The 26,662-nt window shown below is 31.6% G+C and carries 26 protein-coding genes; 1 reads left to right on the forward strand and 25 read right to left on the reverse strand.

Annotated elements, in window-relative coordinates; translation table 11 throughout:
* Positions 1-77: 77 nt before the first annotated feature.
* From dapF to B3086_RS08870, 3 genes are read right to left on the reverse strand one after another with little or no spacing between them, the layout of a single operon-like run.
* A complete protein-coding gene (dapF, locus tag B3086_RS08860) occupies positions 78-905 on the reverse strand; it encodes a diaminopimelate epimerase (RefSeq protein WP_346847935.1) in 828 nt (275 codons plus the stop codon).
* A gap of 12 nt (positions 906-917) precedes the next feature.
* A complete protein-coding gene (recQ, locus tag B3086_RS08865; protein ID WP_414632281.1) occupies positions 918-3,392 on the reverse strand; it encodes a DNA helicase RecQ in 2,475 nt (824 codons plus the stop codon).
* A gap of 47 nt (positions 3,393-3,439) precedes the next feature.
* Positions 3,440-4,714: an amidohydrolase gene (locus B3086_RS08870; protein WP_346893217.1), complete on the reverse strand. Its 1,275-nt coding sequence runs from the start codon at positions 4,712-4,714 to the stop codon at positions 3,440-3,442.
* A gap of 239 nt (positions 4,715-4,953) precedes the next feature.
* On the opposite strand from B3086_RS08870, the gene B3086_RS08875 reads away from it, so the two are divergent.
* The gene (locus tag B3086_RS08875) at positions 4,954-6,699 is read left to right on the forward strand and encodes an Rqc2 family fibronectin-binding protein (RefSeq protein ID WP_346847932.1); all 1,746 of its coding nucleotides are present in this window, start codon (positions 4,954-4,956) and stop codon (positions 6,697-6,699) included.
* A gap of 40 nt (positions 6,700-6,739) precedes the next feature.
* Here the strand turns inward: B3086_RS08875 and B3086_RS08880 are convergent, their stop codons facing one another.
* The 22 genes from B3086_RS08880 to rsmH form a co-directional block, all read right to left on the reverse strand.
* Complete coding sequence (locus tag B3086_RS08880) at positions 6,740-7,855, reverse strand: class I SAM-dependent RNA methyltransferase (RefSeq protein WP_346847931.1); 1,116 nt, start codon at positions 7,853-7,855, stop codon at positions 6,740-6,742.
* Positions 7,856-7,867: 12 nt separating this feature from the next.
* A complete protein-coding gene (gene pyrR / locus B3086_RS08885; protein ID WP_035129314.1) occupies positions 7,868-8,407 on the reverse strand; it encodes a bifunctional pyr operon transcriptional regulator/uracil phosphoribosyltransferase PyrR in 540 nt (179 codons plus the stop codon).
* Positions 8,408-8,419: 12 nt separating this feature from the next.
* Positions 8,420-9,334 carry an RluA family pseudouridine synthase gene (locus B3086_RS08890; protein WP_346847930.1) on the reverse strand — a complete coding sequence of 305 codons (915 nt, stop codon included), beginning with the start codon at positions 9,332-9,334 and terminating at the stop codon, positions 8,420-8,422.
* A complete protein-coding gene (lspA, locus tag B3086_RS08895; protein WP_346847929.1) occupies positions 9,334-9,786 on the reverse strand; it encodes a signal peptidase II in 453 nt (150 codons plus the stop codon). The genes B3086_RS08890 and lspA overlap by 1 nt, the downstream gene beginning before the upstream one ends.
* A gap of 12 nt (positions 9,787-9,798) precedes the next feature.
* Complete coding sequence (gene aroF, locus B3086_RS08900) at positions 9,799-10,611, reverse strand: 3-deoxy-7-phosphoheptulonate synthase (RefSeq protein WP_346847928.1); 813 nt, start codon at positions 10,609-10,611, stop codon at positions 9,799-9,801.
* A gap of 11 nt (positions 10,612-10,622) precedes the next feature.
* Positions 10,623-11,315 carry a 5'-methylthioadenosine/adenosylhomocysteine nucleosidase gene (locus B3086_RS08905; RefSeq protein ID WP_346877402.1) on the reverse strand — a complete coding sequence of 231 codons (693 nt, stop codon included), beginning with the start codon at positions 11,313-11,315 and terminating at the stop codon, positions 10,623-10,625.
* A gap of 398 nt (positions 11,316-11,713) precedes the next feature.
* Positions 11,714-12,307, reverse strand: a complete 594-nt coding sequence (locus B3086_RS08910; RefSeq protein WP_346847926.1) for a DivIVA domain-containing protein — start codon at positions 12,305-12,307, stop codon at positions 11,714-11,716.
* A 15-nt stretch (positions 12,308-12,322) separates the two neighbouring features.
* Positions 12,323-13,099, reverse strand: coding sequence for an RNA-binding protein (locus B3086_RS08915; RefSeq protein WP_346877401.1), 777 nt, complete (start codon positions 13,097-13,099; stop codon positions 12,323-12,325).
* A 131-nt stretch (positions 13,100-13,230) separates the two neighbouring features.
* Complete coding sequence (locus tag B3086_RS08920) at positions 13,231-13,680, reverse strand: cell division protein SepF (protein WP_035129307.1); 450 nt, start codon at positions 13,678-13,680, stop codon at positions 13,231-13,233.
* A gap of 14 nt (positions 13,681-13,694) precedes the next feature.
* Entirely contained in the window at positions 13,695-14,363 is a 669-nt protein-coding gene (locus B3086_RS08925; protein ID WP_346877400.1) for a YggS family pyridoxal phosphate-dependent enzyme, read from the reverse strand.
* A 117-nt stretch (positions 14,364-14,480) separates the two neighbouring features.
* Entirely contained in the window at positions 14,481-15,191 is a 711-nt protein-coding gene (locus tag B3086_RS08930; protein WP_346877399.1) for a DUF881 domain-containing protein, read from the reverse strand.
* A 12-nt stretch (positions 15,192-15,203) separates the two neighbouring features.
* Complete coding sequence (locus B3086_RS08935) at positions 15,204-15,545, reverse strand: small basic family protein (protein WP_035129303.1); 342 nt, start codon at positions 15,543-15,545, stop codon at positions 15,204-15,206.
* Between the two features lie 16 nt (positions 15,546-15,561).
* Positions 15,562-16,272: a DUF881 domain-containing protein gene (locus B3086_RS08940; RefSeq protein ID WP_346847922.1), complete on the reverse strand. Its 711-nt coding sequence runs from the start codon at positions 16,270-16,272 to the stop codon at positions 15,562-15,564.
* A gap of 63 nt (positions 16,273-16,335) precedes the next feature.
* A complete protein-coding gene (locus B3086_RS08945) occupies positions 16,336-17,136 on the reverse strand; it encodes a cell division protein FtsQ/DivIB (RefSeq protein WP_346878729.1) in 801 nt (266 codons plus the stop codon).
* A 480-nt stretch (positions 17,137-17,616) separates the two neighbouring features.
* Complete coding sequence (locus B3086_RS08955) at positions 17,617-17,772, reverse strand: hypothetical protein (RefSeq protein WP_346877397.1); 156 nt, start codon at positions 17,770-17,772, stop codon at positions 17,617-17,619.
* A 118-nt stretch (positions 17,773-17,890) separates the two neighbouring features.
* A complete protein-coding gene (gene spoVE / locus B3086_RS08960; RefSeq protein ID WP_035129299.1) occupies positions 17,891-19,000 on the reverse strand; it encodes a stage V sporulation protein E in 1,110 nt (369 codons plus the stop codon).
* Positions 19,001-19,022: 22 nt separating this feature from the next.
* The gene (gene mraY / locus B3086_RS08965) at positions 19,023-19,979 is read right to left on the reverse strand and encodes a phospho-N-acetylmuramoyl-pentapeptide-transferase (protein WP_035129292.1); all 957 of its coding nucleotides are present in this window, start codon (positions 19,977-19,979) and stop codon (positions 19,023-19,025) included.
* Between the two features lie 13 nt (positions 19,980-19,992).
* Positions 19,993-21,366 (reverse strand): UDP-N-acetylmuramoyl-tripeptide--D-alanyl-D-alanine ligase, encoded by a 1,374-nt coding sequence (locus B3086_RS08970; protein WP_346893219.1) that lies wholly within the window; start codon positions 21,364-21,366, stop codon positions 19,993-19,995.
* Positions 21,367-22,815 (reverse strand): UDP-N-acetylmuramoyl-L-alanyl-D-glutamate--2,6-diaminopimelate ligase, encoded by a 1,449-nt coding sequence (locus B3086_RS08975; RefSeq protein WP_346877395.1) that lies wholly within the window; start codon positions 22,813-22,815, stop codon positions 21,367-21,369.
* Between the two features lie 119 nt (positions 22,816-22,934).
* Positions 22,935-25,130 (reverse strand): stage V sporulation protein D, encoded by a 2,196-nt coding sequence (locus tag B3086_RS08980; protein WP_346877394.1) that lies wholly within the window; start codon positions 25,128-25,130, stop codon positions 22,935-22,937.
* 18 nt (positions 25,131-25,148) lie between these two features.
* Positions 25,149-25,646, reverse strand: a complete 498-nt coding sequence (locus tag B3086_RS08985; RefSeq protein WP_346877393.1) for a septum formation initiator family protein — start codon at positions 25,644-25,646, stop codon at positions 25,149-25,151.
* A gap of 27 nt (positions 25,647-25,673) precedes the next feature.
* Complete coding sequence (rsmH, locus tag B3086_RS08990) at positions 25,674-26,606, reverse strand: 16S rRNA (cytosine(1402)-N(4))-methyltransferase RsmH (RefSeq protein ID WP_346877392.1); 933 nt, start codon at positions 26,604-26,606, stop codon at positions 25,674-25,676.
* Between the last annotated feature and the right edge of the window lie 56 nt (positions 26,607-26,662).

Here is a 26,662-nt window from a genome sequence, read left to right on the forward strand (position 1 = left end):
ATTCTATAAATAAATAAAAAAGGGTTTATATTAAAACAAATTTATAAATTGTTTAAATATAAACCCTTAATGTTCACTTATACTGCTATTTCACCCTTAAATACATTCTCCGCTGGCCCCGTCATCATTATTCCTTCCTCAGTTATTTCTATAGTTAAAATACCTCCTGGAGCCATAACCTTCACAGATTTATCTACTAAATTTAATTTATTACAAACCACCACCGATGAACAACATCCTGTTCCACAGGCAAGGGTTGGCCCTGCTCCTCTTTCCCAGGTATTAACCTTTATTTCCTCTCTATTCACAACTCTGCAAAAGTTAACATTGGTCCCCTGTGGAAATAATTCATGGGTTTCTATGGCTGCACCTTCTTCAACCTTAAACCCGCCCTCTTCAGTTAATAAAACAGTATGGGGAACTCCAAGTAATAATGAAGTTATATTATAGCTTTTTCCATTGGCACATATATCTTTTTTAATAATTTCTTCCTCTCCTAAGGCAGGAATAAACTTTGGATTAAAACTCTCTCTTCCCATATTTATCTTAACAGCTTTTACCTTATTATCTTCTATGAACAGATGACAAACCTTTATACCATCTCCTGTTTCTACGGTAAACTCACTTTTTCTTACCATGTTATTTTCATATACGTATTTTGCAAAGCATCTTATTCCATTTCCACACATACCAGCATAGGAACCATCACTATTTATTATTATCATTTGAATATCAGCAATTTTACTTCTTCTTACTACTAATATTCCATCTCCTCCTATGCCAAAATTTCTATCACATAACTTTTTAGCTAAAGTACCTAAATCATTGTATTTTACTTCCATATCTTCAAAAACCACAAAATTATTTCCTGCTCCCTGCATCTTTGTAAATTTTAAAATTTCCATAATATTCTCCTCTTAAAAGTAATTCTTAAGTATAACAGCTCTTATAGATTCATAATTAATTGTCTTAGGTAACTCTGCCTTTACCTTACTAACCTTATCATAGCCAACTCTTTCACAAACTTCCATGATAATTTTTTCTTCATCTTGGTTAAAAAACTTATTTAAAGGAATAGTAAACTTAGGTCTTCCATACTCCTCTATATACTCTGTAACGTATCCAAGTATAGTTGAAATTGATACCTCAATCTCTTCTGCAATATCCTCAATTGCAAAGTCTTCATTTAGCATGTCTAAAGCTATTTCCTTATTCTTTCTTTCATCTCCATCTATAACTAATCTTTTTTTCTTTTTTTCTTCCCATATAGGAGTTATTCCTTCTTCTTCTATATATGTATTTACTGCTTCTATTAAAGCCACTCCATATTTTTCTATCTTCTTAGGCCCCATACCTCCTATATCCTTTAGCTCTTCTAAGGTTTTAGGATATCTTCCACTTATCTCTTTTAGAGTATTTTTTGCTATGATATTCTGTTCCATGGCACCTTCTATCCTGCTAAATTCCTTTCGCACTAAAACTAACCTTTCAAATAGCTTTTTATCAGTATTTACATAAAAATCCCCTGATTCCTCATTAATACTACTAATTTCTTCTGATTTAGTTACACTAGCTTCTTCATAGCTTTTGTCAGGGTTATTCTTTTCCTTAACAGTTAGATTGTTAGCTTCAACATACTCTATAATAGCACCTTGAAATTCCTTACCATACTTACTATACTTAGTTTCTCCCACTCCAGATATCTCTAAAAACTCCTCCTTATTTGTAGGATGCTTAACACTCATTTCCCTAAGGGTTCCATCACTAAAAATTATATATGGAGGAATTCCAGCAGCCTTTGCCATGTTATATCTAAGTTCTCTTAATATATCAAAGAGTTCATTTCTTACCTCTGCATTTACTTTAACTTTAAATTCTTTAAAGTGAACTACTTCCTTACCTCTAAGTACTTCCATAGACTTATTATTTAATGCAAGGACAGGATAAGTTCCTTCAACTTGATTTATATACCCATGAGAAATTAATGTATTTATAAAAGTTTTTAGGTTTTCACTTGAATAATCCTTCATTATTCCATAGGTAGATAGCTCTTGAAAATTAAACTGTGTAACCTTTTTATTTTTCGATCCTCTTAGTACATCTATAAGCATAGTTGCACCATAGTTTCGTTTCATCCTATATATACAAGATAATACCTTTTGAGCATCTACAGTTTTATCAACTATCTCTCCCTGATTTAAACAATTACTACAATTATTACAATCATCTTCATAACTTTCTCCAAAGTAATTTAAAATATATTTTCTATAACAATCATTACTATAAACAAAATCCACCATCTGCTGAAGTGCTTTATACTGATTGTTTTTTCTCTCCGGATTTTCTATACTCATCTCTATTAAATACTTTTGAACATGGATATCTCCTGGAGAAAATAATAATATACACTGACTCTTCTCACCATCTCTACCAGCTCTTCCAATCTCTTGGTAATAACCTTCTATATTTTTAGGCATATTATAGTGAACCACATATCTTATATTAGACTTATCTATTCCCATACCAAAGGCATTAGTTGCCACCATAATCTTAACTCTATCATAAATAAAATCTTCTTGATTCTCTTTTCTTTCCTCATCAGATAAACCCGCATGATATCTAGCTATATTATATCCCTTACTAGAAAGCTCTCTATAAATATTATCTACTTCCTTTCTAGTAGCTCCATATATAATACCAGAGTTCTCTTTATTGTCTTCCATAAATTTAAGAAGATATTTCTTCCTATTCTCAGATTTAACTATATTTATAGACAAGTTTTCTCTATCAAAGCCAGTAATAAATATTTTAGGACTTTGAAGCTTTAAAAGTTTTACTATATCTTGTCTTACTTCTTTAGAAGCTGTTGCAGTAAAGGCTGTAACTATAGGTCTCACCATAAGCCTTTCTATAAAACCTGCAATTCTTTTATAACTAGCTCTAAAGTCATGACCCCATTGAGATACACAATGGGCCTCATCTATAGCTATCTGGCTAATAGGTATCCTAGAAATTACATTATAAAATTCTATATTATCTAATCTCTCAGGGGCTATATAAAGTATTTTATATTTTTCTTCCTTTATTCCATCTAATACTTCTTTAAAATCTTTACTGCTTAAGGAGCTATTAATATAGCTACAAGGTATCCCCATGTCCTTAAGTGCATCTACTTGATCCTTCATAAGGGAAATTAAAGGTGAAATTACTATAGTTAATCCCTGAAGGATTAAAGCAGGCACTTGATAACATATAGACTTACCACTACCTGTAGACATTATAGTAAGTGCATCCTCTCCCTTTAAAATAGATTCTATAACTGGCTGTTGACCTGTCCTAAAGCTTTTATATCCATAATATTTTTCCAAAATTTCTTTCATTGCTTCTTTCAAAACTACACATCCCTTAGCTTGTTTAATTTAGTAAATTTATCTCAAGTTTAAATTATATCTTTTTGTAAAAAAGTTCTTATCATACGTACATATGCATCATGACCTATTATAAGTGATTCTTCATTAAAATCAAAATAGGGATTATGATGTGGTGCCACAATAGAAGATGGAATTATAAAATAGATTCCCTTTCCCCCTTGCTTTTCCACCTCTTCTAACATATAAGTTATATCCTCAGAAGCTCCAAAGGAAAATTCTTCAATAATTTCTATAGGTAAACTTCTAAGATTTTTTATTACTATCTTAGAAAATTCATTATCGGTGCTATTATATGCCCTTGCAGAACCAACTACTCTTATATTATATTCCACATTGTAGGAAATTGCTGCACCCTTAACTACTCGACAAACCATATCCATGATTCTATCATTAATTTCGTTAGTATCGCCCCTTGTTTCCAACTGTAAAACTGCTTTATCTGCTATAACATTTTTTCCAGTTCCTCCATGAAGAGTTCCTACGTTAAGTCTTCCTACTCCTTTTCCAAATTGCACTTGGCTATGAAGATTTAAAATACAGCTTGCTCCTGCTAAAAGAGCATTTCTTCCCTCTTCTGGACAAAGACCTGCATGGGCAGATTTACCTAAGAACTCTACCTCCACTTTATTAGTAGCAAGCAAATTTTTAACTTTAACAGCTATGGCATTATTTTTATTAATAAAGCCGATGTGACCAGAGAATAAATAATCTACATCTTTTAAAACTCCAGCTTCTACCATAGACTTAGCCCCTCTAACCTCTTCCTCTGCTGGTTGAAATATGAGCTTTATTTTTCCTGTTAATTTTTCTTTCATCTCTACAATAGTATTTGCAAGCTGAAGGCCCATAGCTATATGAGCATCGTGACCACAACAATGACATATTCCTGGATTTTTAGAAGAAAATCCCTCTTTAAAAGGTCTATGATTTTCCTTAGCTTCCTCAACCTTAAGACCATCTATATCAAATCTAAAAGCCATGGTAGGACCCTGAACTCCTGTATCTATACTTGCTACTACCCCAGTATAGCCTTGTAGAATTTCATCTACATTATAGGACTTGTTTTTAATTGCTCTACTACACTCTATCCTATGATTAGTAAGTATTTCTTCATCAGCCATACCCATTGGATTACTATGTATTTCCTTACCATATTGTAGATTATATCCAAGTTTTTTCAAGTAATCCATTATTTTTATGGTGGTTTCAAATTCTAACCACCCAGCTTCTGCACATCTATGAAATTCCCTTCTTAAGTTAATGATACTTTTCCTTAACTCCATTTATATCCACCCTGCCTTTATAATTTTTTCTATATATTCAACTCTTATGTAAATTCATTCTTATTACTTCTTAAACAACTACAGTTCCTTTAACTTAAATATTCCTTAAATTCAATATTACTTTTATTATATCATCTTCAATTAAGGAAATTATCCTTGTCCTAACTTATTTTGTATTTTATTTATAAAATAATAGTGATATACTGTAAAATATATGCTTAAATGAAAGGATGATTTATATGGCACTAGATGGATTATATTTGCGCTCTCTAGCCAATGAAATAAAAAACACTCTAATAAGCAGTAGAATAGATAAAATAACCCAACCTGAAAAGGATGAAATAATACTGAGCTTTAAAATAAATAGGAAACCTGTTAGACTACTGCTAAACGCTAACGCTTCTTATCCTAGAATAAACTTTATTGATTACTCTAAGGAAAGTCCACTTAAGGCACCTGTATTTTGTATGGTTTTAAGAAAATATCTAAATACTGCAGTTTTAAAAGATGTTACTCAATTAAATAACGACAGAATCCTACTTTTAGATTTTGAAAGTAGTGATGAATTAGGCTTTAACAGTATATATACCCTGATAATTGAAATCATGGGTAGACACAGTAACATTACTTTGATAAGAAAAAGAGATGGACTCATCATGGATTCCATAAAACATATTACACCAGATATAAATAGCTATAGAGTACTCTATCCTGGTATTGAATATGTATATCCTCCTGAAAGTAATAAACTTGATATATTCAACACTACCTTTGAATCATTTCAAGAAAAAACTTTTAGTCTCTATGAAGATGAAGAGCTAAATGAAAAATTCTTTACTAGAGTTTTAGATGGAGTAAGTAATCCTATAGCTAAAGAGATTTCTTTTAGGCTAAATAAAAGAAATATTCCTTTAAGTAAAAATAACCTAAAGGGAATCTATGAATTCTTAATAGAGTTTTTTGCTAAATCCAAAGATAATAATTATGACCTTTATAGCTATTCCATAAATGATGAACTAAAAGATTTCCACTGTATAAAGCTAGAGTATATTTTAGATTATGGTGGACAATGTGAAGAATATTCTTCTCCTAGTAGTCTTCTAGAAAGCTTCTATCATGCAAAGGATAAAATAAGTAGACTTCAAAGTAAAAGTCATGATATGCAAAAGCTAGTTATAAATAACATAGACAGAGTTGAAAAAAAATTAAACATTCTAAAAAAAACTTTAATTGAATGTGAAGAAAAGCAAAAATATAATCTATATGGAGAGCTTATAACTGCAAATATTTATAATATTAAAAAGGGTGATAAAGAGGTTGAAGCATTAAATTATTATAGTGAGGAAGAAGAATATATTAAAATTCCTTTAGATGTAAATAAAACCCCTTCTGAAAATGCTCAAAAGTATTTTAAAAAATACAGTAAATTAAAAGCTGCAGAAGAAAATGCTTATATCCAAATAGAATTAGCCGAAGAAGAGGATGAATATCTTCAATCAGTACTTAGTAATATTGAAAATGCTGATAACTATAAAGATTTAGAGGATATAAAAAATGAGTTAGTGGAAACTGGCTACATTGCTTTCAAAAAGTCTATGAAAAGTAAAAAGACTAAGCCTTCAAAACCACTCCACTTCATATCTAGTGATGGCATTGATATATATGTAGGTAAAAACAATCTAGAAAATGATTATTTAACTCTGAAGTTTGCTCATAACAATGATATTTGGCTTCACATAAAAAATATTCCAGGTTCCCATGTAATCATTAAAAACCTTGGAGAAGTACCTGATTCCACCCTTCTTGAAGCTGCAACCTTAGCCGCCTTCTATAGCAAGGGTAAAAACTCTACAAAGGTACCTATAGACTACACAGAAATTAGAAATGTTAAAAAAATGGCTAAAGGAAAGCCTGGTATGGTAACCTACTCCACAAACAAAACCATCTATGTAGATCCTATAAAACTTGATTTAAAGCAAGCTTAAAACAAAGACTATCTCAAATTTTTTTGAGATAGTCTTTAATTTATTTCTTCGGATTATATTGATAGTAATAACACTGAATTCTTCCATTATAAAGTTTTCTGTTTTTATCAGCCTTTTTTCCAAATACCTTTTGAAAGTCATCATAGGATGTTAGTACATAGCAAGACCAATCCTCTAGTCCTGCATACACATTAGAAAAAGTTTTGTAGAGATACTTAACCTCATCTTCATCTAAAAGTCTCTCTCCATAAGGTGGATTAGTTATTATCATACCACCTTTTTTTCTATTTCTTACATCCTTCATATCAAGTCTTTGGAAGTTAACATACTTCTCTACACCTGCTTTTTTAGCATTATCCATGGCAGTTCTAAGTACTCTTCCATCTATATCAGAGCCTTGAATAACGAAGTCTTTTTTATTAACACTTCTTTTCGCTCCTTCGCGTACCTGCTCCCAAATTTCTTTGTCAAAGGTAGGCCAAGTTTCACTTACAAAGTGTCTATTAACTCCTGGTGCTATATTTTTAGCTATCAGTGCCGCTTCTATAGGTATAGTTCCTGATCCACAAAATGGGTCTATTAAAAGCTCATCTCCATTGAATTTGGCTATCAAAACTAAGGCTGCTGCTAAGGTTTCCTTCAAAGGAGCCATTCCTGCATTTTCCCTATATCCCCTCTTATGAAGTCCTATTCCAGAGGTATCTACTGCAAGGGTTACCTTATCCTTTAGAATTCCAACTTCTATCTTATATACTGGTCCATCTTCACTAAACCAATTAGTATCATATTTTTCTTTCATTTTTTCTACTACAGCTTTTTTTACTATACCTTGACAGTCAGGTACACTATGTAAAGTAGATTTAACAGATTTTCCTATAACATGCATCTTACCATCAATAGGTATTAAGCTACCCCAGTCAACTTTTTTAGTTCCTTGAAATAATTCTTCAAAGGAGGTAGCTTCAAATTCTGCCATCTCTAGAAAAACTCTCTCTGCAGTTCTTAAATGGATATTACAGATAGCAACATCCATTTCATCTCCTTCAAAGGTTATCTTTCCATTTTCTATTTTTAAGTCTTCATATCCTAAATTCTTTAGCTCCTTGCCTGTAATAGCCTCTATACCAAAGGTAGTAGTTACAATTATTTTATACATAAATTTTTTCTCCTAATTATTCTCGTATAGACTTACAGAGTCCACTCCATCTTTTTCTACTAGTTCAACAGATATATCCTCTTTTCTTGAAGTTGGTATGTTTTTCCCCACATAATCAGCTCTTATTGGCAGCTCTCTATGACCTCTATCTACAAGTACAGCTAACTGAATCATTTCAGGTCTTCCTCTATCTATGATTGCATCTATTGCCGCTCTTACACTTCTTCCTGTAAATAAAACATCATCCACTAGAATTATTCTCTTACCAGTTATGTCTACACCTAATTCTATACTATTATGTTCCTTTAAGTTTTCAGGTTTTTTTAGGTCGTCTCTATATTTAGTTATATCTACACTCCCTACTTCTACCTCTTCACCTTCAAACATGTTGATCAGTTCAGCAATTCTATTAGCTAGTGGCACTCCTCTACTTTTAATTCCTAATATAACTAAGTTTTCTGTACCCTTGTTTTTTTCTATAATTTCATGAGAAATTCTCGTCAGAGTTCTCTTAATTGCTTTATCGTCCATAAGTACTGATTTCAGTTCCATAACAATCCCTCCCTAAACTTCTTTTCTTAATTTATCTAATATATCCTGAAAATATTCTGGAAGTTGTGAATCAAACTCCATATACTCTCCTGTGGTAGGATGTATAAAGCCTAAATTTTTCGCATGAAGTGCTTGACCTTGCAATTTAAACTTCTGTTTTTTATATCCATATACTTGATCTCCAATTAGTGGATGATGTAAATGAGCCATATGAACTCTAATTTGATGTGTTCTACCTGTTTCTAATCTACATTCCACCAAGGTATTACTTTTAAATCGGTCCAGCACTTTATAATTAGTAATAGCTTCTTTTCCATCCTTAACTACAGCCATCTTTATTCTCTCTACAGGATGTCTTCCTATATTGTTTCTAACCGTACCCTCTTCCTCTTTTACTATACCTTCTACTATGGCATAGTAAGTTCTCTTCATGGAGTGGTCCTTTAGCTGCATAGCTAATGAATTATGCGATTTATCATTTTTAGCAACTACTAATACCCCAGAAGTATCTTTATCAATTCTATGCACTATACCAGGTCTTATAACTCCGTTTATACCTGATAAGTCCTTACAATGATAAAGAAGACCATTAACAAGAGTTCCAGTATAATTTCCTGGGGCAGGATGGACTACCATGTCCTGTGGTTTATTTATTACTATAACATCACTGTCCTCATAAATTATATCTAAAGGAATATCTTCAGCCTCTACTTGAAGCTCCACTGGCTCAGCTAGTTCTACTCGAACCTGATCCCCTACTCTTAATTTGTAATTACTTTTTCTTATCTGTCCATTGACTTTCACTTGTTGTTTTTCAATAATTCCCTGGACAAAAGATCTAGACATATCTACTTCATTTTCACTTACAAATAAGTCAAGTCTCTTCCCTACATTTTCTTCTTCTATAATATAATTTTTAAAATCCATTAAATCTCATCCTTCAGTATACATATTAATAGAAAAAATGTTCCTATACAAACTAGCATGTCAGCCACATTAAAGGTTGGAAAATAATATACATCCCTATAATGAACCATAATAAAATCTACTACATAATTATAACTTATTCTATCTATAAGATTACCTATTGCTCCCGCAATTATCATAGCAATAGATACATATACTAATTTAAACTTAGGCTTATACTTTAATAAATAGAATATCATTCCTATAACTACAACTATAGTAATAACAATAAATAACCACTGCTTATTTTGAAGCATTCCAAAAGCAGCTCCACGGTTTTCTAGATAATCAAGAGTAAAGAAATCCTTAATTACAGTTAATCCTTCTGAACCCTTTAAGGTACCTATAGCCCACCATTTTGTTCCTCTATCTATTATTAGACCTAATACTACTATTATTATTCCTAAAGTCAAAACCACTCCCCCTTATCTTAACTCGGATAAAATATTTTTAATGGCATTAGACTTATTTATAATTTTTTTTAAATTTTCTACATTAATAGTTTGTCTTGCATCTGATACAGAATTATCAGGATTTACATGACTTTCTATAATTAATCCATCTGCACCAGCTGCCACAGCAGCTAAACTCATAGCTTCAACTAACTCACGCCTTCCAGTTCCATGACTAGGGTCCACAATAACAGGAAGTCTATAATTTTCCTTAATCACTGCTACAGAGTTTAAATCCAAGGTATTTCTAGTGGTAGTCTCAAAGGTTCTTACTCCTCTTTCACAAAGTACTACTTGATTATTACCTTCCTTTAAAACATATTCAGCTGCATAAATCCATTCAGCTACAGTTGCACTTATCCCTCTTTTTAGAAGTACAGGTACTTTAAGCTTTCCTAATTCCTTCAAAAATGTATAGTTATACATATTTCTAGAACCAACCTGTATCATATCTACATAAGGAAGAGAAATTTCTATATCTCTAGCATCCATTACCTCAGATACTACTGGCAAACCAAATTCATTTCCCACTTCTTTAAGTATTTTTAGTCCTTCTATACCGAGACCTTGAAAATCATAGGGAGATGTTCTAGGCTTGAAGGCACCTGCTCTCATCATATGTGCTCCCTGGTCCTTCAAGGCTCTTCCTATCTTTATCATTTTATCATAGTTTTCCACTGCACATGGTCCAGATATAAACACTAAGTCATCTCCACCAATGATTACATCCTTAACCTGTACTGTAATTTTTTCTCCACTATTTTTTTCTGCAAGTATTCTTTTCATATAATATCACCTTATAAAGTTTTTAACATAGAACGTAATATGGTATTTGAATTTTTAACTGATATTTCTTTAAATTTTTCATAGTCCATATGTGCTCCATTATTAGCATTGTCAGAAATTGATCGTATTATAACAAAAGGTTTGTTATTAAGATAAGCTGCATGAGCTATACTTGCTCCTTCCATCTCACAAGATAGCGCATTAAACTCGCTTTTTAACCATCTTATCTTCTCTATATCAGCTATAAATTGATCTCCAGATACTATTCTACCAGTGAAAATATTTATATCTTTTATACCTTCACAAGCACTTTGGGCTTTTTCTACTAATCCCTTATCACATTTAAAGTCAAAGACTTCCATATTAGGAACTTGACCTGGTCTATCTCCAAATTTAGTTGTGTCCATATCATGCTCCACTAAATCTGTTGCAATAACCACATCTCCTGGATATATATCTTCTCCAATACCACCAGCTATACCGACATTTATAACAGCATCCACATTGAAATCATCAACTAAAATTTGTGTACAAACTGCTGCATTTACCTTACCTATTCCACTTCTAACTATTACAACATCCTTATCATAAATAGTTCCATGATTAAATGTCATCATTGCTCTTGTAACTTTTTTCTTTATTTCCATATCAGCTATTAGAGAGCTTACTTCCTCTTCCATAGCTCCTATAATTCCTATCCTCATGCTAAAATCTCCTCTTTTCTTCCTAGGTACAAATAATTCTAGGTACTTTTCTTTAATACAAATTTAGGTCACCAATTATGTTAATACATATCGAAATATAATTTTTCACATTAATTGGGTACAACTACATCTATTATAATATACATGTTCCGGGATATGTCAATAGCTTTCAGCAGATAAAAAAATCTCACCCTAAAGTGAGATTAAAGAGCTGCTACGTCCCTGGATAATAATTTCCCCTAAAGGACAACGAATTATAAGTATGAATAAATTCATACTTATAGTTCTATTAATAACCTTCAGTGGGAGTAAAAACTCTCTCTAAAGCAAAGAATTCTATTTATACATTAATCATATTTACCAAAAATTACACAATATATGTAAATAAAATTTCAATATTACTTATCTACAAAAAAACTTTTTATATCCTCTAATTCAGCTGTATTATATTCAAAGCTTTCTACATCCTTCTCAGAAGCAACTTCTAATACTGGCTCATGTACCTTCTCTTCCATTACAGTTGAAATATTATAATTTTTATCAAAATCTTTTTCTAGCGCTTCAAACATTTCCATTTGTGTAACTATAAAGTTTCTAAACTTGCTCCTAAACTTAGCAAATTCCTGTTTTGTTCTATCGAATTCATCATTGATATTTAAAACATCAGTGTGAGCTTTATCTAAAATTCTTTTAGCACTTTCATTTGCATTTTTAATTATAAGTTCAGCTTCTGATTGAGAACTTTGCTTTGCCTGTTCTGCAGCATTTTGTGCTAATAACAAAGTGCTTTGAATAGTAGTTTCCATCTTTGAATAATGATCTAATTTATCTTGAAAAACATCTAATTTTTCCTTTAAAATAGCATTTTCCTTATACACGGTTTCATAATCCTCAGAAATTTGTTCTAAAAATTCATCCACCTCATCCATGTTATATCCTCTCATGGCTTTTTTAAAATCTTTGTTCATAATGTCCATAGCTGTCATCTTCATATCCTTCACCCCGCATTAAATATATTTACCTATTAATAATTTAATTCGTCCCTTACTAGTTTCTCCTTCAATTGAATTAATTTTATACTTTCCAAATCCCCTTATGGTAATAGTATCCTTCATTTCTATTAATTTATCCTTTCTATTACATTTAAGATAATTTAATAATACAGACCCATTACTTATAAGATCTGTGCCCTTAGCCCTAGACATATTGCAAATACTAGGTACCACATTATCTAGTCTAAGGGATGTAACCATTATAATCTTTTCTTCAAATTCAATCTTTGGGATATCTTCACTATTTATATCTATTCTATCAATAGTACATGGACAATTTCCAATGTTAGTTAAATTATATTGAACATATTGAGAAACTGACCTTGTCATTGGAACAAAGCAAGCATCTCCTTTTACTACTAAGTCTCCAAATAAGCTTCTCTTAACTCCTAAAGCCATTATAGAGCCTAAATAATCTTTATGCTTAAGATCTTTAAACTTTGATTTATTTTTTATCTTTACAATATGAATATCATAGTCCAGAGTTTCATATGTATTAGTAGAAAAACATAACATCTTTCTCTCACAATCCGCAAACACACCAGTACCATGAACAAAAACCCCAAGTTTACTTTGGTTGTTTTTTATATTCATATAGATATCCGGAGTCACAAACTCCTTTGTATATATAGGAATTTCTATGTTCTTACATAGTTCTATGTCCTCATATATACTTGAAATATAATTTTTATCGTGGTCTTTAAATATATCTAAAAATGCCTTCTTCTCCATAGCTTTCCTCTAATTCATTATATATTATTATAATTCCTCTTAATACTGTTCATGTTTTTTAAGCTATATTCTACCACTCAAATATATATAAAATTAACCACGTAATACTTTACTAAGTTCGAGTACTAGACTTATTTGAAGGAACTAAAAATTCCTTTGTTTGTAAGCTCATTTTTTAATTCATTACTAACTTCAATATTAGATGGAGTTAATATAAATACTCCCTTTTCTACAGGTTGAAGTCCTCCCTCTAATGCGTAAATAGCTCCTATTAGGAAATCAAGTATTCTTTGACCTTCCTTAGGCTCTACTCCATTTAAGTTAACAATAACTATTCTTCTAGACTTTAAATTGTCTACAATAATTTTTCCCTCATCATAATTTGAAGGCTTACTAATTACAACCTTTGAGGATGATGCAGTATGAATATTAACTATTTTATTTTGCTTCTTGCTTACGAAAGGTTCAATTTCAATCTCCTCTTCACCTTCATCATAGTTTTCTTCCCTGTTCTCTAATAATTCTTCATCATCTTCTTCATCAAATCCCATCATTCTACTTATTCCTTTGAAAAATTCCATAATAAACCTTCCTCCTACTTTAATTTGTTATAATCTCTTTTCCCAAAAACCCCTTCACCAATTCGAATCATATTTGATCCTACTTTTAAAGCTTCTTTATAATCTCCACTCATTCCCATAGATAAAATCTCCATGGTAATATTTTTATAGCTTTTAGTTTTCAGGGTATCAAATACTTCTTTAGTCTTAGTAAAATAGTAATTACAACTTTCAGTATCTCCTTTTGGAATAGTAGCCATAATACCTTTCACCTTGACGTTTTTACACTGTTCACAAGCATTTATAAGTTCATCTAAATCCTCCATCATAATCCCAGTTTTAGACTCTTCTCTACCTATATTAATTTGAATTAATACATTTGCAATAAGTTCCTTACTTGAAAATTGTTTTTCAATCTCCTGTAAAAGTCTAACACTATCTAAAGAATGTATTAAATAAACTCGTCCAACTAAATATTTAACCTTATTTCTTTGAAGATGACCTATTAAGTGCCACCTAATATCCTTAGGTAAGATTTCTTGCTTTTCCATTAACTCTTGAACTTTATTCTCTCCAAAATTTCTTTCCCCTAAGTCATATACATTTTGTATTTCAGCTATAGATCTAGTTTTTGATACTGAAATCAATGTCACTTCTTCTGGCAACTCATTCTTCAATTTTATAAAATTTTCTTCAATAGACAATTTTATTCCTCCCGTCTCATATACAAACTCTAGCTTATAATGGAAAATATATGCCCATATAATTTATTCTCGATATAATCTAAAAAACCTTTAATATTATTAATTTTTTCTAGTTTTTTATTTTAATTTTAGATACTCACTTTTTAACTCTCCATTATAGGCTGGCAACTTTTCATCATAAACTGATTCAATATCTACATAACAGCCTCTTGCCTTCAAACTCTTAAGTTGATTTTGTTGATTTTCAAGAAAACTATTTATTACATCCTGATTTCCAATAGCTGTAATGTAAAAAGGAGCTATTACTTTTATCCCATCTAACTCTATGGTTGCTCCAGCACAAAGTCCAGCTGTTGAACCTATTATTCTATATCCATTAATAGCTATTGCCTCTGCTCCTGCAGCTCTTAAATCATTAACAACCATTGTTAAATCCGAATCATGAATTAACATATAAAGGGGTACATCTTGCCCTAAAATTGTAGCTTCCGGTGCATCATTTAAAGTAATCTTTACACCATTTCCCACCACTGGAAGCAAACCTAATGCAAGTTTATTTTTGCTTATCTCTCCAATCATCTCTTTTCTAACTTCATCCTCAGATATACTACTTCTTTCATATTTATTAATTTTATCATTAGTTTCAACATATTGGTCTTCTAAATTACTTATTTCATTTTGTAACTTTGTCCTACTATCATATGCCTTTTGATACTGCTCTACATCTAAAAATTTAGTTTTTCCTCCTAAATTTACATTCATAGCTATTAAAATACCAATTATAATGGTAGCTATAAGTAAAAATATATTAGCTTCATTAACTCGCATTTAATTATCTCCTTAATGATGTGTTTTTATTCTATCCATCAATAACCTTCTTATAACAGCAAAGTTTGTAAATATCCTCTGTCCAAATATTATAATTGCTGCAATATATACAGGTATACCCAGCTTATCCCCTAGATAAACCATTCCTGCTGCTAAAAATGCATTTCCAAAGAATCCTGATATAAATATATCTGGTCTAAAATCCTTATTTAAGGTAGCTCTAATAGCCCCAAAAGTGGAGTCTATACAAGCAAATATTGCAACAGATATATATGGTGATAATTTAAGTGGAAAATTTATGTTGAAAGCTATTCCTAATATAATTCCTATTATAAGTCCTATTAATGCAATCATTTCATCACTCCTACTTTTAGTTTTCTTGTACTTCTTTTATGTGTTCATATTTTACTGGTATACTTGCCTTTTTAATTTTAATATTATCCTTTGTTTCCGATGTAACCTCACAGATTCTTTTCACTCTATTAGGAATGAACCATCCCATAGCCCCTTCTAATATAGTCTTATTTCCTATAGCTTTTATAACTATACGCTCCTGTTGTGAAATTCTTTCACCATTAATTCTAATACTATTTCCTGCTATCCTTATACTGCTGTTTCCAATAAGTCTTATATCATTTATAGATACAGCTTCAGCCCCTGCAGCATATAATTCATTAACGATATACAGTAACTCATAATCTTGTATAGGATCATCTTCTACTTGTGGAGTGAATAAACTAGTTTTAGGATCAATATATATTGTAATACCTGGCCCCTCAACATTAGTTAATCCGGCTCTAAGTCTAGTATTATTTAGCTCTTCAAGGAGCCTTTGATTCTTTGTATCTTCTGTTGCTTCCTTTTCGTATTCAGCCGCCTTCACCTCTAGTTCCTCAACAGCCTTTTCCAATTCTTCCTTTTGTTTTTTTAATTGCTCATTTTCTAATAATATTTCTGGACTTTGTGAACCCTCAACTTTATCTGTACTTTGCTCTCCTATAGTATTAAGTTGAGTGATTATAACAAATCCAAACATTAAAAATATAAGTCCGGTACATAGCTTGGAAATAATACTTTTCACTTACCCTACCTCCCAATAAAATCTTTCTTGAACTATGATGCTTTTACTTTTTAATCTTTTGATCTATTTTTCCTTATAAATAACTGGATTGCCTTCAAAACTTACATCCACATATCCCTTCATCTCTCCAAGGGTCCCACTTTCTATTATGCTAAACCCCCTAGCAACTTTGCTATTAACTTTATCAACAGTTCCAAGTTTCATGTGTAAATTATTTACGTATAATTTCAAGTCTACAAAGTCATTAACTTCCAATTTTATTATGTTATATTTTTCAAACAAACTATTTTCTTTTATAAATTTATGAATATTGCAAATTGCCTTTATTTTATCTTCGTCTATATTTTTAATCTGTTCGCCTATTTTTAAACATGTTTCATCAATTCCTTCAATCTTTAAAGCTTCTATACCTTCGATAGATTCCTTTTTTTCCAAAACCACACCCTTATCATCAATCACATAGAAACCTCCTGATATTTCTGTGTAGAAAGCAATCTTTCTCTCATTGATAGCAATAGAGAGTTTGTTAGGGTATTTTCTAATAATGGTTGCTTCTAATATGTAAGGGTTTTTCTCTAACTCTTTTTCTATTTTTTTTGTTTTTATCTTGAATATATTGGTACCCTTTTGAAGCTTTGTAGTTGTTTTAACACCGTCTTCAGATAAATTTACCAACCCACTAACTAAAATCTCTGATAAATTAAAAGTAGGTAAAGTTAAAGCCAAAGTTATTAAAATAGAAATCATTACTACAAGTAGTAACATGGTCTTTTTTAATTTAATTATTTTTTTCTTTCGCTTTAATATCTCTTCTTTATTATCTATTATATAATTACCATAACTCTGTTTAGTTTTTTTTGCCACATCTTCACCACCAAATTACAATATATGAACATGAAAGTAAATTAATACACCTTCTATCATACCATTTTTATATTACAAATTCATTACAAAAATATTAAATATTATGGCTCTGTTGAAAATTACAGTGATAGAATATACATGCTATGAGAATATTGGTGGACGTCCCTTAAAGTTCGTGCTGAAACAAGGCTTTGTGCCCCTAAAAAAATATAGGCGTAGCCTCATATTTTGACTCTATGTATTTAAAAAGAAACATATAATTACTAAGATACTTAGTTGAAACACCTTTATAGGGCCTCATAAAACTTTTTACCTTGCTATGAAGGTTATTAATTCTTTGGATATTATATGAACCTACTCTGCGAGAACCCGTAGGGATTGCTATATGTTTTGATTTACTATAGGAAGATAGTGTGCTTGTAACAGATTCACTGTTTTGTTACAAGCACACTATCTTTTTTATTACTCTTCCTAGTACTCTTAAAAGATCACTACTTTCTGGACGTCCCATACAGCTAGGCTCAATATTAAAACATCATTCATTGTTTTACTTATTTCTAAAATTAGTTTTAATCTTTCATTTTCTTTTACTTCTCTAGCTAACGCTAACACTTCGTGATAATTTGGCGAACTCATTATCAAACCTCCATAATTAATGTTCCTATAAATCGTCTCCATGATTTATCACTTTAATCAACAACAGAGCCAAAATAATAGGACTGAAGATGCTTTCTATTCTTCAGTCCTATTATTTCTATGAAGTTTTTTTATTGTTCTGCCGAGTTATATTAAGAAGTATTCCCATAAATAGCATATTAATTACTAAGGAAGACCCTCCATAGCTTATGAATGGTAGAGGAACCCCTGTTACTGGCATAGAGCCTGTAACAACAGCAATATTGATTAAGCTTTGAATAACTACTACAGAAGTTATTCCTGTAGCTAATAGGGAACCGTACATATCCTTTGCCTTAGATGCTGCAATAACTCCCCTCCATAGAAACAGTATAAACAATATAATTATAAAGGCACAGCCTATAAAACCTAGTTCTTCACCTATAACTGACAATATAAAATCATTATGAGGTTCAGGAATATAAAAACACTTTTGTCTTGATTGACCTATTCCAACACCAATAAGTCCTCCAGAACCTAATGCTAAGAGAGATTGTACCAATTGATATCCATCTCCTTGAGAATCACTCCAAGGATTAGTAAAACTTAAAAGTCTTCTAAGTCTATATTCCTCTGTTAAAATAAAAACAGCACCTAAAACTCCTACAGTTCCTATTAGTCCTCCCATATGAATAACTTTAGTTCCAGCTACAAATAACATTATAAGACTAACCACCATGGTGACTGTGGCAATACTAAGATTCTTTTCAAGAAGAATCATTCCTGCTATAAAACCTGCAAATAAAAGGTTAGGCACTACGCCCTTCCAAAACTTTTTTATATTTTGGGGATTGCTTGATATATATTTTGCTACAAAAAGCACTACCACGTACTTTGCAATCTCCGATGGTTGAAAGGATAGAGGTCCAAGTCTAATCCACCGCTGAGCTCCCTTTACTGGTGGAAATAAAAACACTAAGCAAAGGGCTATAAATGTAAAGATTATTAAAATTCTTGTATACTTTTTATACTTATGGTAATCGATATTCAATGTGATCATCATTCCAATAAGTCCAAGTCCAGCCCACTGAAGCTGTTTCCATAAAAAGAATTCTGCATCATCATATTTAAAGGCTGAAAAATATGAACTAGCACTATATACCATGACAACTCCCACTGTAACTAACATAATAATTACAGCAAAAAGTAGAAAGTCCACATCTCCCAATTTCATTTTGGGTTTTTTCATATTAAATTCCTCCTACGCCATTTTAATAAGTTAGTGCAAGGAATCCTATTAAACATAGTATAACTGTTATGATGGAAAATACTGCTACTATCTTACTTTCATGCCATCCCTTTAATTCAAAGTGATGATGTAGAGGTGCCATCTTAAATACTCTCTTTCCAGTAAGTTTAAAGGAAGCAACCTGAATAATTACTGAAAGAGTTTCTAATAAATAAACTCCACCTACAATTATTACTATAAGCTCTAGCTTTAATATCATAGCAATAGCTGCAACAGCTCCTCCAAGAGCTAATGAACCACCATCTCCCATGAAAATTTGTGCTGGATACGAGTTGTACTTTAAGAATCCAAGAATAGCTCCAGCTAGAATTCCACAGAAAATTGCTAAAGTATAATATGCCATGCCAAAACTTACAAGAGCAAAGAAAGTCATAATTAAAAGGGTAATAGAACTACAAAGCCCATCTAATCCATCTGTAAGATTAACCGCATTAGTTACTGCTGCAAAGTATACTACTATAAAAGGTATAAATAGCACTTTTAAATCCCAAGTTACTGTACCTAGGAAAGGTATCATAATATCCGTTCCTATTTTATCCTTAGCATAATATCCAAAGACTATAGATACTATTACCAAAAGCAACATTTTTTGATAACTTTTTAAGCCTTCATTCTTCTTCTTGATTATCTTTAGACCATCATCTAAAAATCCTATAGCTCCAAAGGCGATAAGGGCATAAAGAGCAAGCATTGCTTCATCATGAGGATTTCTAACCATTAATATCATAGTAATACAAGTAGAAATAATAAATATTATTCCTCCCATGGTTGGAGTTCCCTGTTTTTTTAAATGACTTTGTGGTCCATCTTCTCTAATGTTTTGGCCAAATTTCAACTTGTGTAATCCTGGTATTATAAATGGTGCTATTGCAAAAGATATTATAAATGCTACTAAAATAGAATATATTAACTTATTCATATTCCATCCCTCCCTATATATTTTTCTTTTGTAATTCTTTAATTATATTTTCAAATTTCATAGATCTAGATGCCTTTATTAATAAAATATCATCACTTTTAATAGTTTTCTTTAATTCTGCTATTAGCTCCTCCATGGAATTAAAATCCATAAAATTTTCACTGCCATAGCCCTTTTTAAAGTTCTCATTAAACTCTCCTAGGGTAAATAATAAATCTATGCCCCTTGCCTTTGCATAAGCTCCTACCTGCTCATGAGCTCTAGCAGAATCCTCACCTAGTTCCTTCATGGTTCCAAGTACAGCAATTTTTCTTCCATTATATTGTTTTAAGACCTCTAGAGCAGCCTCCATAGAATCTGGACTTGCATTATAAGCATCATTTATTATAGTATAGTCATCTAAATTTAAAACATCCAATCTCATAGATGTAGCCTGTAAATTTTCTATTCCTCCTTGGATTTCTTCATAGGTAACCTTAAGCTCTCTAGCTACAGCTATTGCCAATAATGAATTAAGCACATTATGTTTTCCTGGTACTGGTACTTTTATAGTAGCATTTACATCCTCACCATTTTCCTTAACACCAAACTCTATACTGTCCTTATTTATAATTATTCTACAACCTTTAAAATTATAATCACTATCTATACCAATTTTTACAATTTTATATTTATCTGTGTAATAATTGTGAAGCATATCATTATCTCCATTTATAATTAACACATTTTCTTCTGTAAAATTATTTGCTATTTCTAGTTTAGCTTTTAAAATATTTTCTCTAGTCTTTAAGTTTTCTAGGTGAGATGTACCTATGTTAGTTATGACCCCTATAGATGGTTTTGCTACTTTTGCCAAGGTATCAATTTCTCCCAAATCACTCATACCCATCTCTAAAATTGCAACCTGGTAAGTTTTATCTAATTTAAATATCATCAAAGGAAGTCCAATATCATTATTAAAATTCCCTTGGGTTTTAAACACCCTATATTTTTTGCTAAGAGCTGCTGCCATTAAATCCTTTGTGGATGTCTTACCAGTAGAACCAGTAATTCCTACCACATTTATATCTAAAGTACTAATATAGTAGGATGCTAAATCAAGAAGGGCCCTCTTAGTATCCTTAACTAAAATTATAGATAAATCTTTTTCATCTAAATCTTCATATTGTTCTTTTTCATGTACTATACAAAGTTTAGCTCCACTATCTATAGCTCCCTTTACAAATTTATGACCATCAAAGTTTTCTCCCTTGATTGCTATAAAAATATCTCCCAAAGAGACATTTCTACTATCTATGGTTACATTAGAAAACTCTTCTGTAGCTCCACTAATTAATATTTCTCCGGATATAGCCTCAGCTATTTCCTTTAACCTTATAGTTTCCATCTAAAGCTCCAACTCCTCTATCAATTCTAATACAACTTCCTTTTCATCAAAATGAATAGTTTCATTTTTAAGGATTTGGTAAGTTTCATGTCCTTTTCCTGCAATTACTATAATATCATCTTTTTCCCCGAGGAGTAAGGCTGTTTTTATGGCTTCTCTTCTATTTTCAATAAGTTTATAGTTAGATTTCTCAACCCCAGCCTTAATATCTTCTAATATCATATAAGGATCTTCGCTTCTTGGATTATCAGAGGTTATTATGGCTATATCACTGAGTTCTGTTCCTATTTCACCCATGATAGGTCTTTTGGTTCTATCTCTATCACCACCACACCCAAAGATACAAATCAACTTTCCTTTAGTAAGTTCTCTAAGATTTTCTAAGATATTTTTTAAGCTATCTGGAGTATGAGAATAATCTCTAATTACTTGAAAACCTAAGTTCATCCCTAAAGTTAAGTTCTCACATCTTCCAGGCACAGTAACCTTAGAAAGTCCTTCAACAATAGTATCCATATCTATACCTTCATCTAAGGCAGCTCCAATACAACCTAGTGCATTGTAAACATTATATCTACCTGGTATAGGCAACTGAACTTTATATGTTTTTTCATTTCCTTTTAAATTAAATATAATTCCCGTAGATTCTAAATTAATGTCTGTTCCCCTTAAATCACTTTCTTTTTCAATAGAATAAGTTGTTACCCTTGAATTTATTTTTTCAAGAAGCTTAATTCCATAACTATCATCTACATTTACCACAGAATGTTTACAAATTTTAAACAACTTGCTTTTTGCATTGAAGTAGTTTTCAAAGGTTTTATGGAAATCTAAATGGTCTTGAGTTAGATTTGTAAATATCCCTTGTGAAAATTCAATCCCATAAACTCTATCTAAGTCTAAAGAGTGAGATGAAACTTCCATAACACAATAATCTATATCACTGTCTACCATATCCTTAAAAAGCTTTTGCAATTCCAAAGATTCTGGAGTAGTTTTTTCTGTATGAATCTCCTTATCCCCTATATAGTTAGCTATGGTACCTATTAGCCCAACTTTATACCCCTTTGCCTCTAATATTCCCTTTAACATAAAGGCAGAAGTAGTCTTGCCATTGGTACCAGTTATACCTATTATTTTCATCTTTTTGCTTGGATTATCATAAAAGTTTGAAGCTGCTATAGCTAATGCCCTTCTACCATTTTCAACTTTTATAAACGTTATTCCTTCAACAAGAGTCACATCTTTTTCAACCACTACAGCTTTAGCACCATTTTCTATAGCCTTTGATATAAAATTGTGTCCATCTACATTAAATCCTCCTATTGCAAAAAACATATCTTCACATTTTATCTTTCTACTATCATATTGAGGATCATTAATTTCTATACTCTCATCTCCACTTAACACTGTATAGGTTGATCCCTTTAATATCTCTTCTATTTTCATCTTGCTCACATCCTTAAAATACTTTTCTTTCTAATTAAAACATTGTCCAAAATTTAATTTTTATACCTTATAGCATATAAAATCCGGTAGCACAAGTCAACCTGTAACTACCGGATAATCTAATCTACTAAGGTGCCAAGATGGAAGGTTACCGTGGTTCCTTTTTTAATTTCTTGGTTTCCTGCAACACTTTGTTCTACCACTAGACCTTCACCTATAAATTCACTCTTTAATCCTAAATCATTGAAAAGCTTTATGATACTTTCCTTTGTAAATCCCTTTAAATCAGGAATTATAACTGTATCTGCGCTTCCATTACTGCCTCCTGCATATAGGATTATCTCTTTACCTTCCTTAAGAGTAAACCCTGGTTTTGGATTTATATCTGTTATAGTGCCTCCACTACCTTCTACTCTAATAGTTAACCCTGCATCAGTTATTACTTTTTTAGCATCTGCAACTGATAGTCCCCTAACCTCAGGAACAATTACATCTGCTTTTAAACTTTCATCAACTTCCATATAGCTTCCATTAGGCTTCATTTCTGTATAATTAAACAAATCATTAAATAACTTTTGTCCAACTGGGGCAGCAATTTGTCCCGCATAGTACCAAGATGGATTTGGTTCATCAATAGATACAAATACTGTATACTTTGGATTATCAGCAGGAGCCATCCCTGCAAAGGATGATAGATACTTACCATTTGCATATCCACCATTAACAGTGTCTACCTTTTGTGCTGTACCAGTTTTACCAGCAATTCTATATCCATCAATTTTAGCCTTTGATCCTCCACCTGCACCAACTACTTGTTCTAAATGAGACCTCATTTCAGTCATAGCCTCTGGAGTAAAACGTTGTTGCTTTTCTATCTTATAGGTTTCATCAACTACTAGCTCTTTTTTATCATCATAATGATTTATTTCCTTCATTAAATGAGGTGTTATCAAATATCCACCATTGGCAATTGCATTGAAAGCTCTCATAAATTGAACTCCTGTAGTTGTATTGCTTTGTCCAAAGGATATAGTAGCTAAGTCTGTTACAGATATATCTTTTGTGGCTTTAACTATACCAGCTGATTCACCAGGTAAATCAATTCCGGTTTTATGTCCTAACCCAAACTTTTCAATATATTCGTTAAGATTTGCAGCACCTAATCTTTCTCCTAAAACCATAAATCCAACATTACAAGAATTTTTTAATATTTCTTCAAAGGTTTGAGGACCATGACCTGAAGTCTTCCAACAGTGAATATTTCTTCCCCCAATATTAAGGGAGCCTCCACAATTAAAAGCTTCTCCCTCTGTAAGAATCCCTTTTTCTATGGCCGCCGTGGCTGTAACTACCTTAAAAATAGAACCAGGTTCATAGGCATCACTGACTAATCTATTTCTCCACATCTGCTGAATGTCATCATCTGATGTTCCCCCAACCCACGGATTATTAGGATCATAATCTGGCTTATTTGCTAAAGCCAATATTTCTCCTGTATTAGGATCCATAACCATAATTGATACTGCTTTAGCCTCATTATCTGCCAAGGCCTCTTCAGCTAACTTTTCTGCAAAGTTTTGTATATTTTCATCAATGGTAGTAACTACGTTTCTTCCATCAATAGGTTCTGTAAATTCTGAGATTGTATATGGTAATCCCTCACTCTTTTGGTCAATTTCAGCAACTTTAATTCCTGGAACTCCAGATAGATACTTATTATAATACAGTTCTAACCCTGTGAGTCCTTCTCCATCTGAATTAGTATGACCTAATATATGGGCAGCAAAATTACCATTTGGATAATACCTTTTCGTATCAGGTGATATTACTATACCATTTATGTTATTATTTTTACAAAACTCTCTTATGGCATCTGTTGCATCCTTTTCTATTCTTCTCTTTAATATTGCAGAGCCTCTAGGTTTTCCATTGGGAAGAGGATTAGTTAATATGTGTAACACGTCAGCCTGTTCTTCTCCAATTATTCCACTTAGAGTTGTTGCAACTTGTTCCATGGTCATTCCATTATTTTCTATATCTTTTCTTAAAGTGTTCAAATCTAAGTCCGCTCTATAAACATTAGCACTTATTGCTAGCTCATTACCATTTCTATCTAATATCTTACCTCTTTTAGCATTTATCCTAACATCACTGGTCCATTGCTGTTTCGCCAAAGACTTATAGGTTGATTCTTCAACAAACATAACATAACCTAATCTTATACTTAATCCTAGGAAAACTAAGAAGGCTAATAGCATAGCTAACATCATTCTCTTTTTCATTAACACCTTATCAACAAAATATTTCTTTGCCACCTACAATTACCTCACTAACTAATTAAATAATAAGTTTTTAATTTTATTTAATAAACTAACCCCTTTTTCTTCATTAGTGCTACTTGTAGCTATCTCTTTAATTGCATCAATATCACAATAGATTGCATTAGTACTCTTTGGTTCAATCATTTTTAATTCTTTAGTGGCAACTTCTTCTATGTAGGAAAAATTGTTAAACTTAAGTAGTTTTATTCTCAAATCTTCACTCTCTTCTGTTAGCGTTTGTATCTGCTCTTGAAGAACTATTATTTCCTTTTGATTATTATATATAGCACTGTATCTAGATACAATAATAGCCCCAACTAGTCCTACTGCTACTATACTTCCATTAAGCTTTAAAAATTTTGCTATCTTTTGCTTTCTAACTTTTCTTAATTCTTCTTTACTAGGGCCTTGTTTAGTAGGAGTTTTTACCCTTTCTCTAGGTAACGGATTTACCTGAGAAGCTAAAGCTGTATTCCCACTTACCGTATTTTTTCTATTTTCTACTACCATTTTACTACCCCCATCTAGTTTTTAGAACTAAATCTTTTTACATCCCCTTAACTTGGCGCTTTTACTTCTTGAATTATTAGCAAGTTCTTCCTTAGTGGCTTCTATAGGCTTTTTGTTAATCAATTTAATTATTGGCTTTTTCCCACAAACACACATAGGAAGATCCTTAGGACATTTACATGGATCCACTAAATCTCTAAACTTATTTTTTACAATTCTATCTTCTAAAGAATGGAATGTAATTATTGCCATAACTCCATCCTTATTTAAAGCTTCTATGCCATCTCCTATGGCTCTATCTAAAATACTCAATTCGCTGTTTACTTCTATTCTAATACCTTGAAATGTTCTTTTAGCAGGGTGTCCACCCTCCCTTTTAAACTTGGCAGGTATGCACTCATCTATAATTTTTACAAGTTCAAGGGTAGTTTCAACAGGTTTTACTTTTCTTTTTTCTACTATCCTGCTCGCAATTCTTCTTGAAAACTTCTCCTCCCCAAAATCTCTAAGAATTCTAAAGAGTTCATCCTCACTATATTCATTCACTACATTATAGGCTGAAAAAGCTTCTTCCCTATTCATTCTCATATCTAAGGCCGCTTCCTTCATATAACTAAAGCCTCTTTCACCTTGATCCAACTGATAAGATGAAACTCCTAAATCCATGAGTATACCATCAACTTTTTCTATTCCTAAAGACTCCAATATGTCCTTAATATTATAAAAATTATTGTGTACATAGGTAATGTTATTAAAATCCTTTAGCTTTTCCTTTGCAGCCTTAAGAGCATCTAAATCTTGGTCTATTCCTATTAATCTTCCCTTTGGTGAAAGTTTCTTTAAAATTTCCTTTGAATGACCTGCTCCACCTAAAGTGCAATCAACATATATACCATCTTCTTTAATATCTAACATTTCTATGCATTCTTCTAACATTACTGAAAAGTGTTTAAATTCCATTATATATTCTCCTTTGTTTCGTCTATGGTTTATAAAATATAAACTATAGAATCCAT

This window comes from Clostridium sp. UBA871 (genome assembly GCF_002295255.1).
Taxonomy (GTDB): Bacteria; Bacillota; Clostridia; order Clostridiales; family Clostridiaceae; genus Clostridium_J; species Clostridium_J sulfidigenes.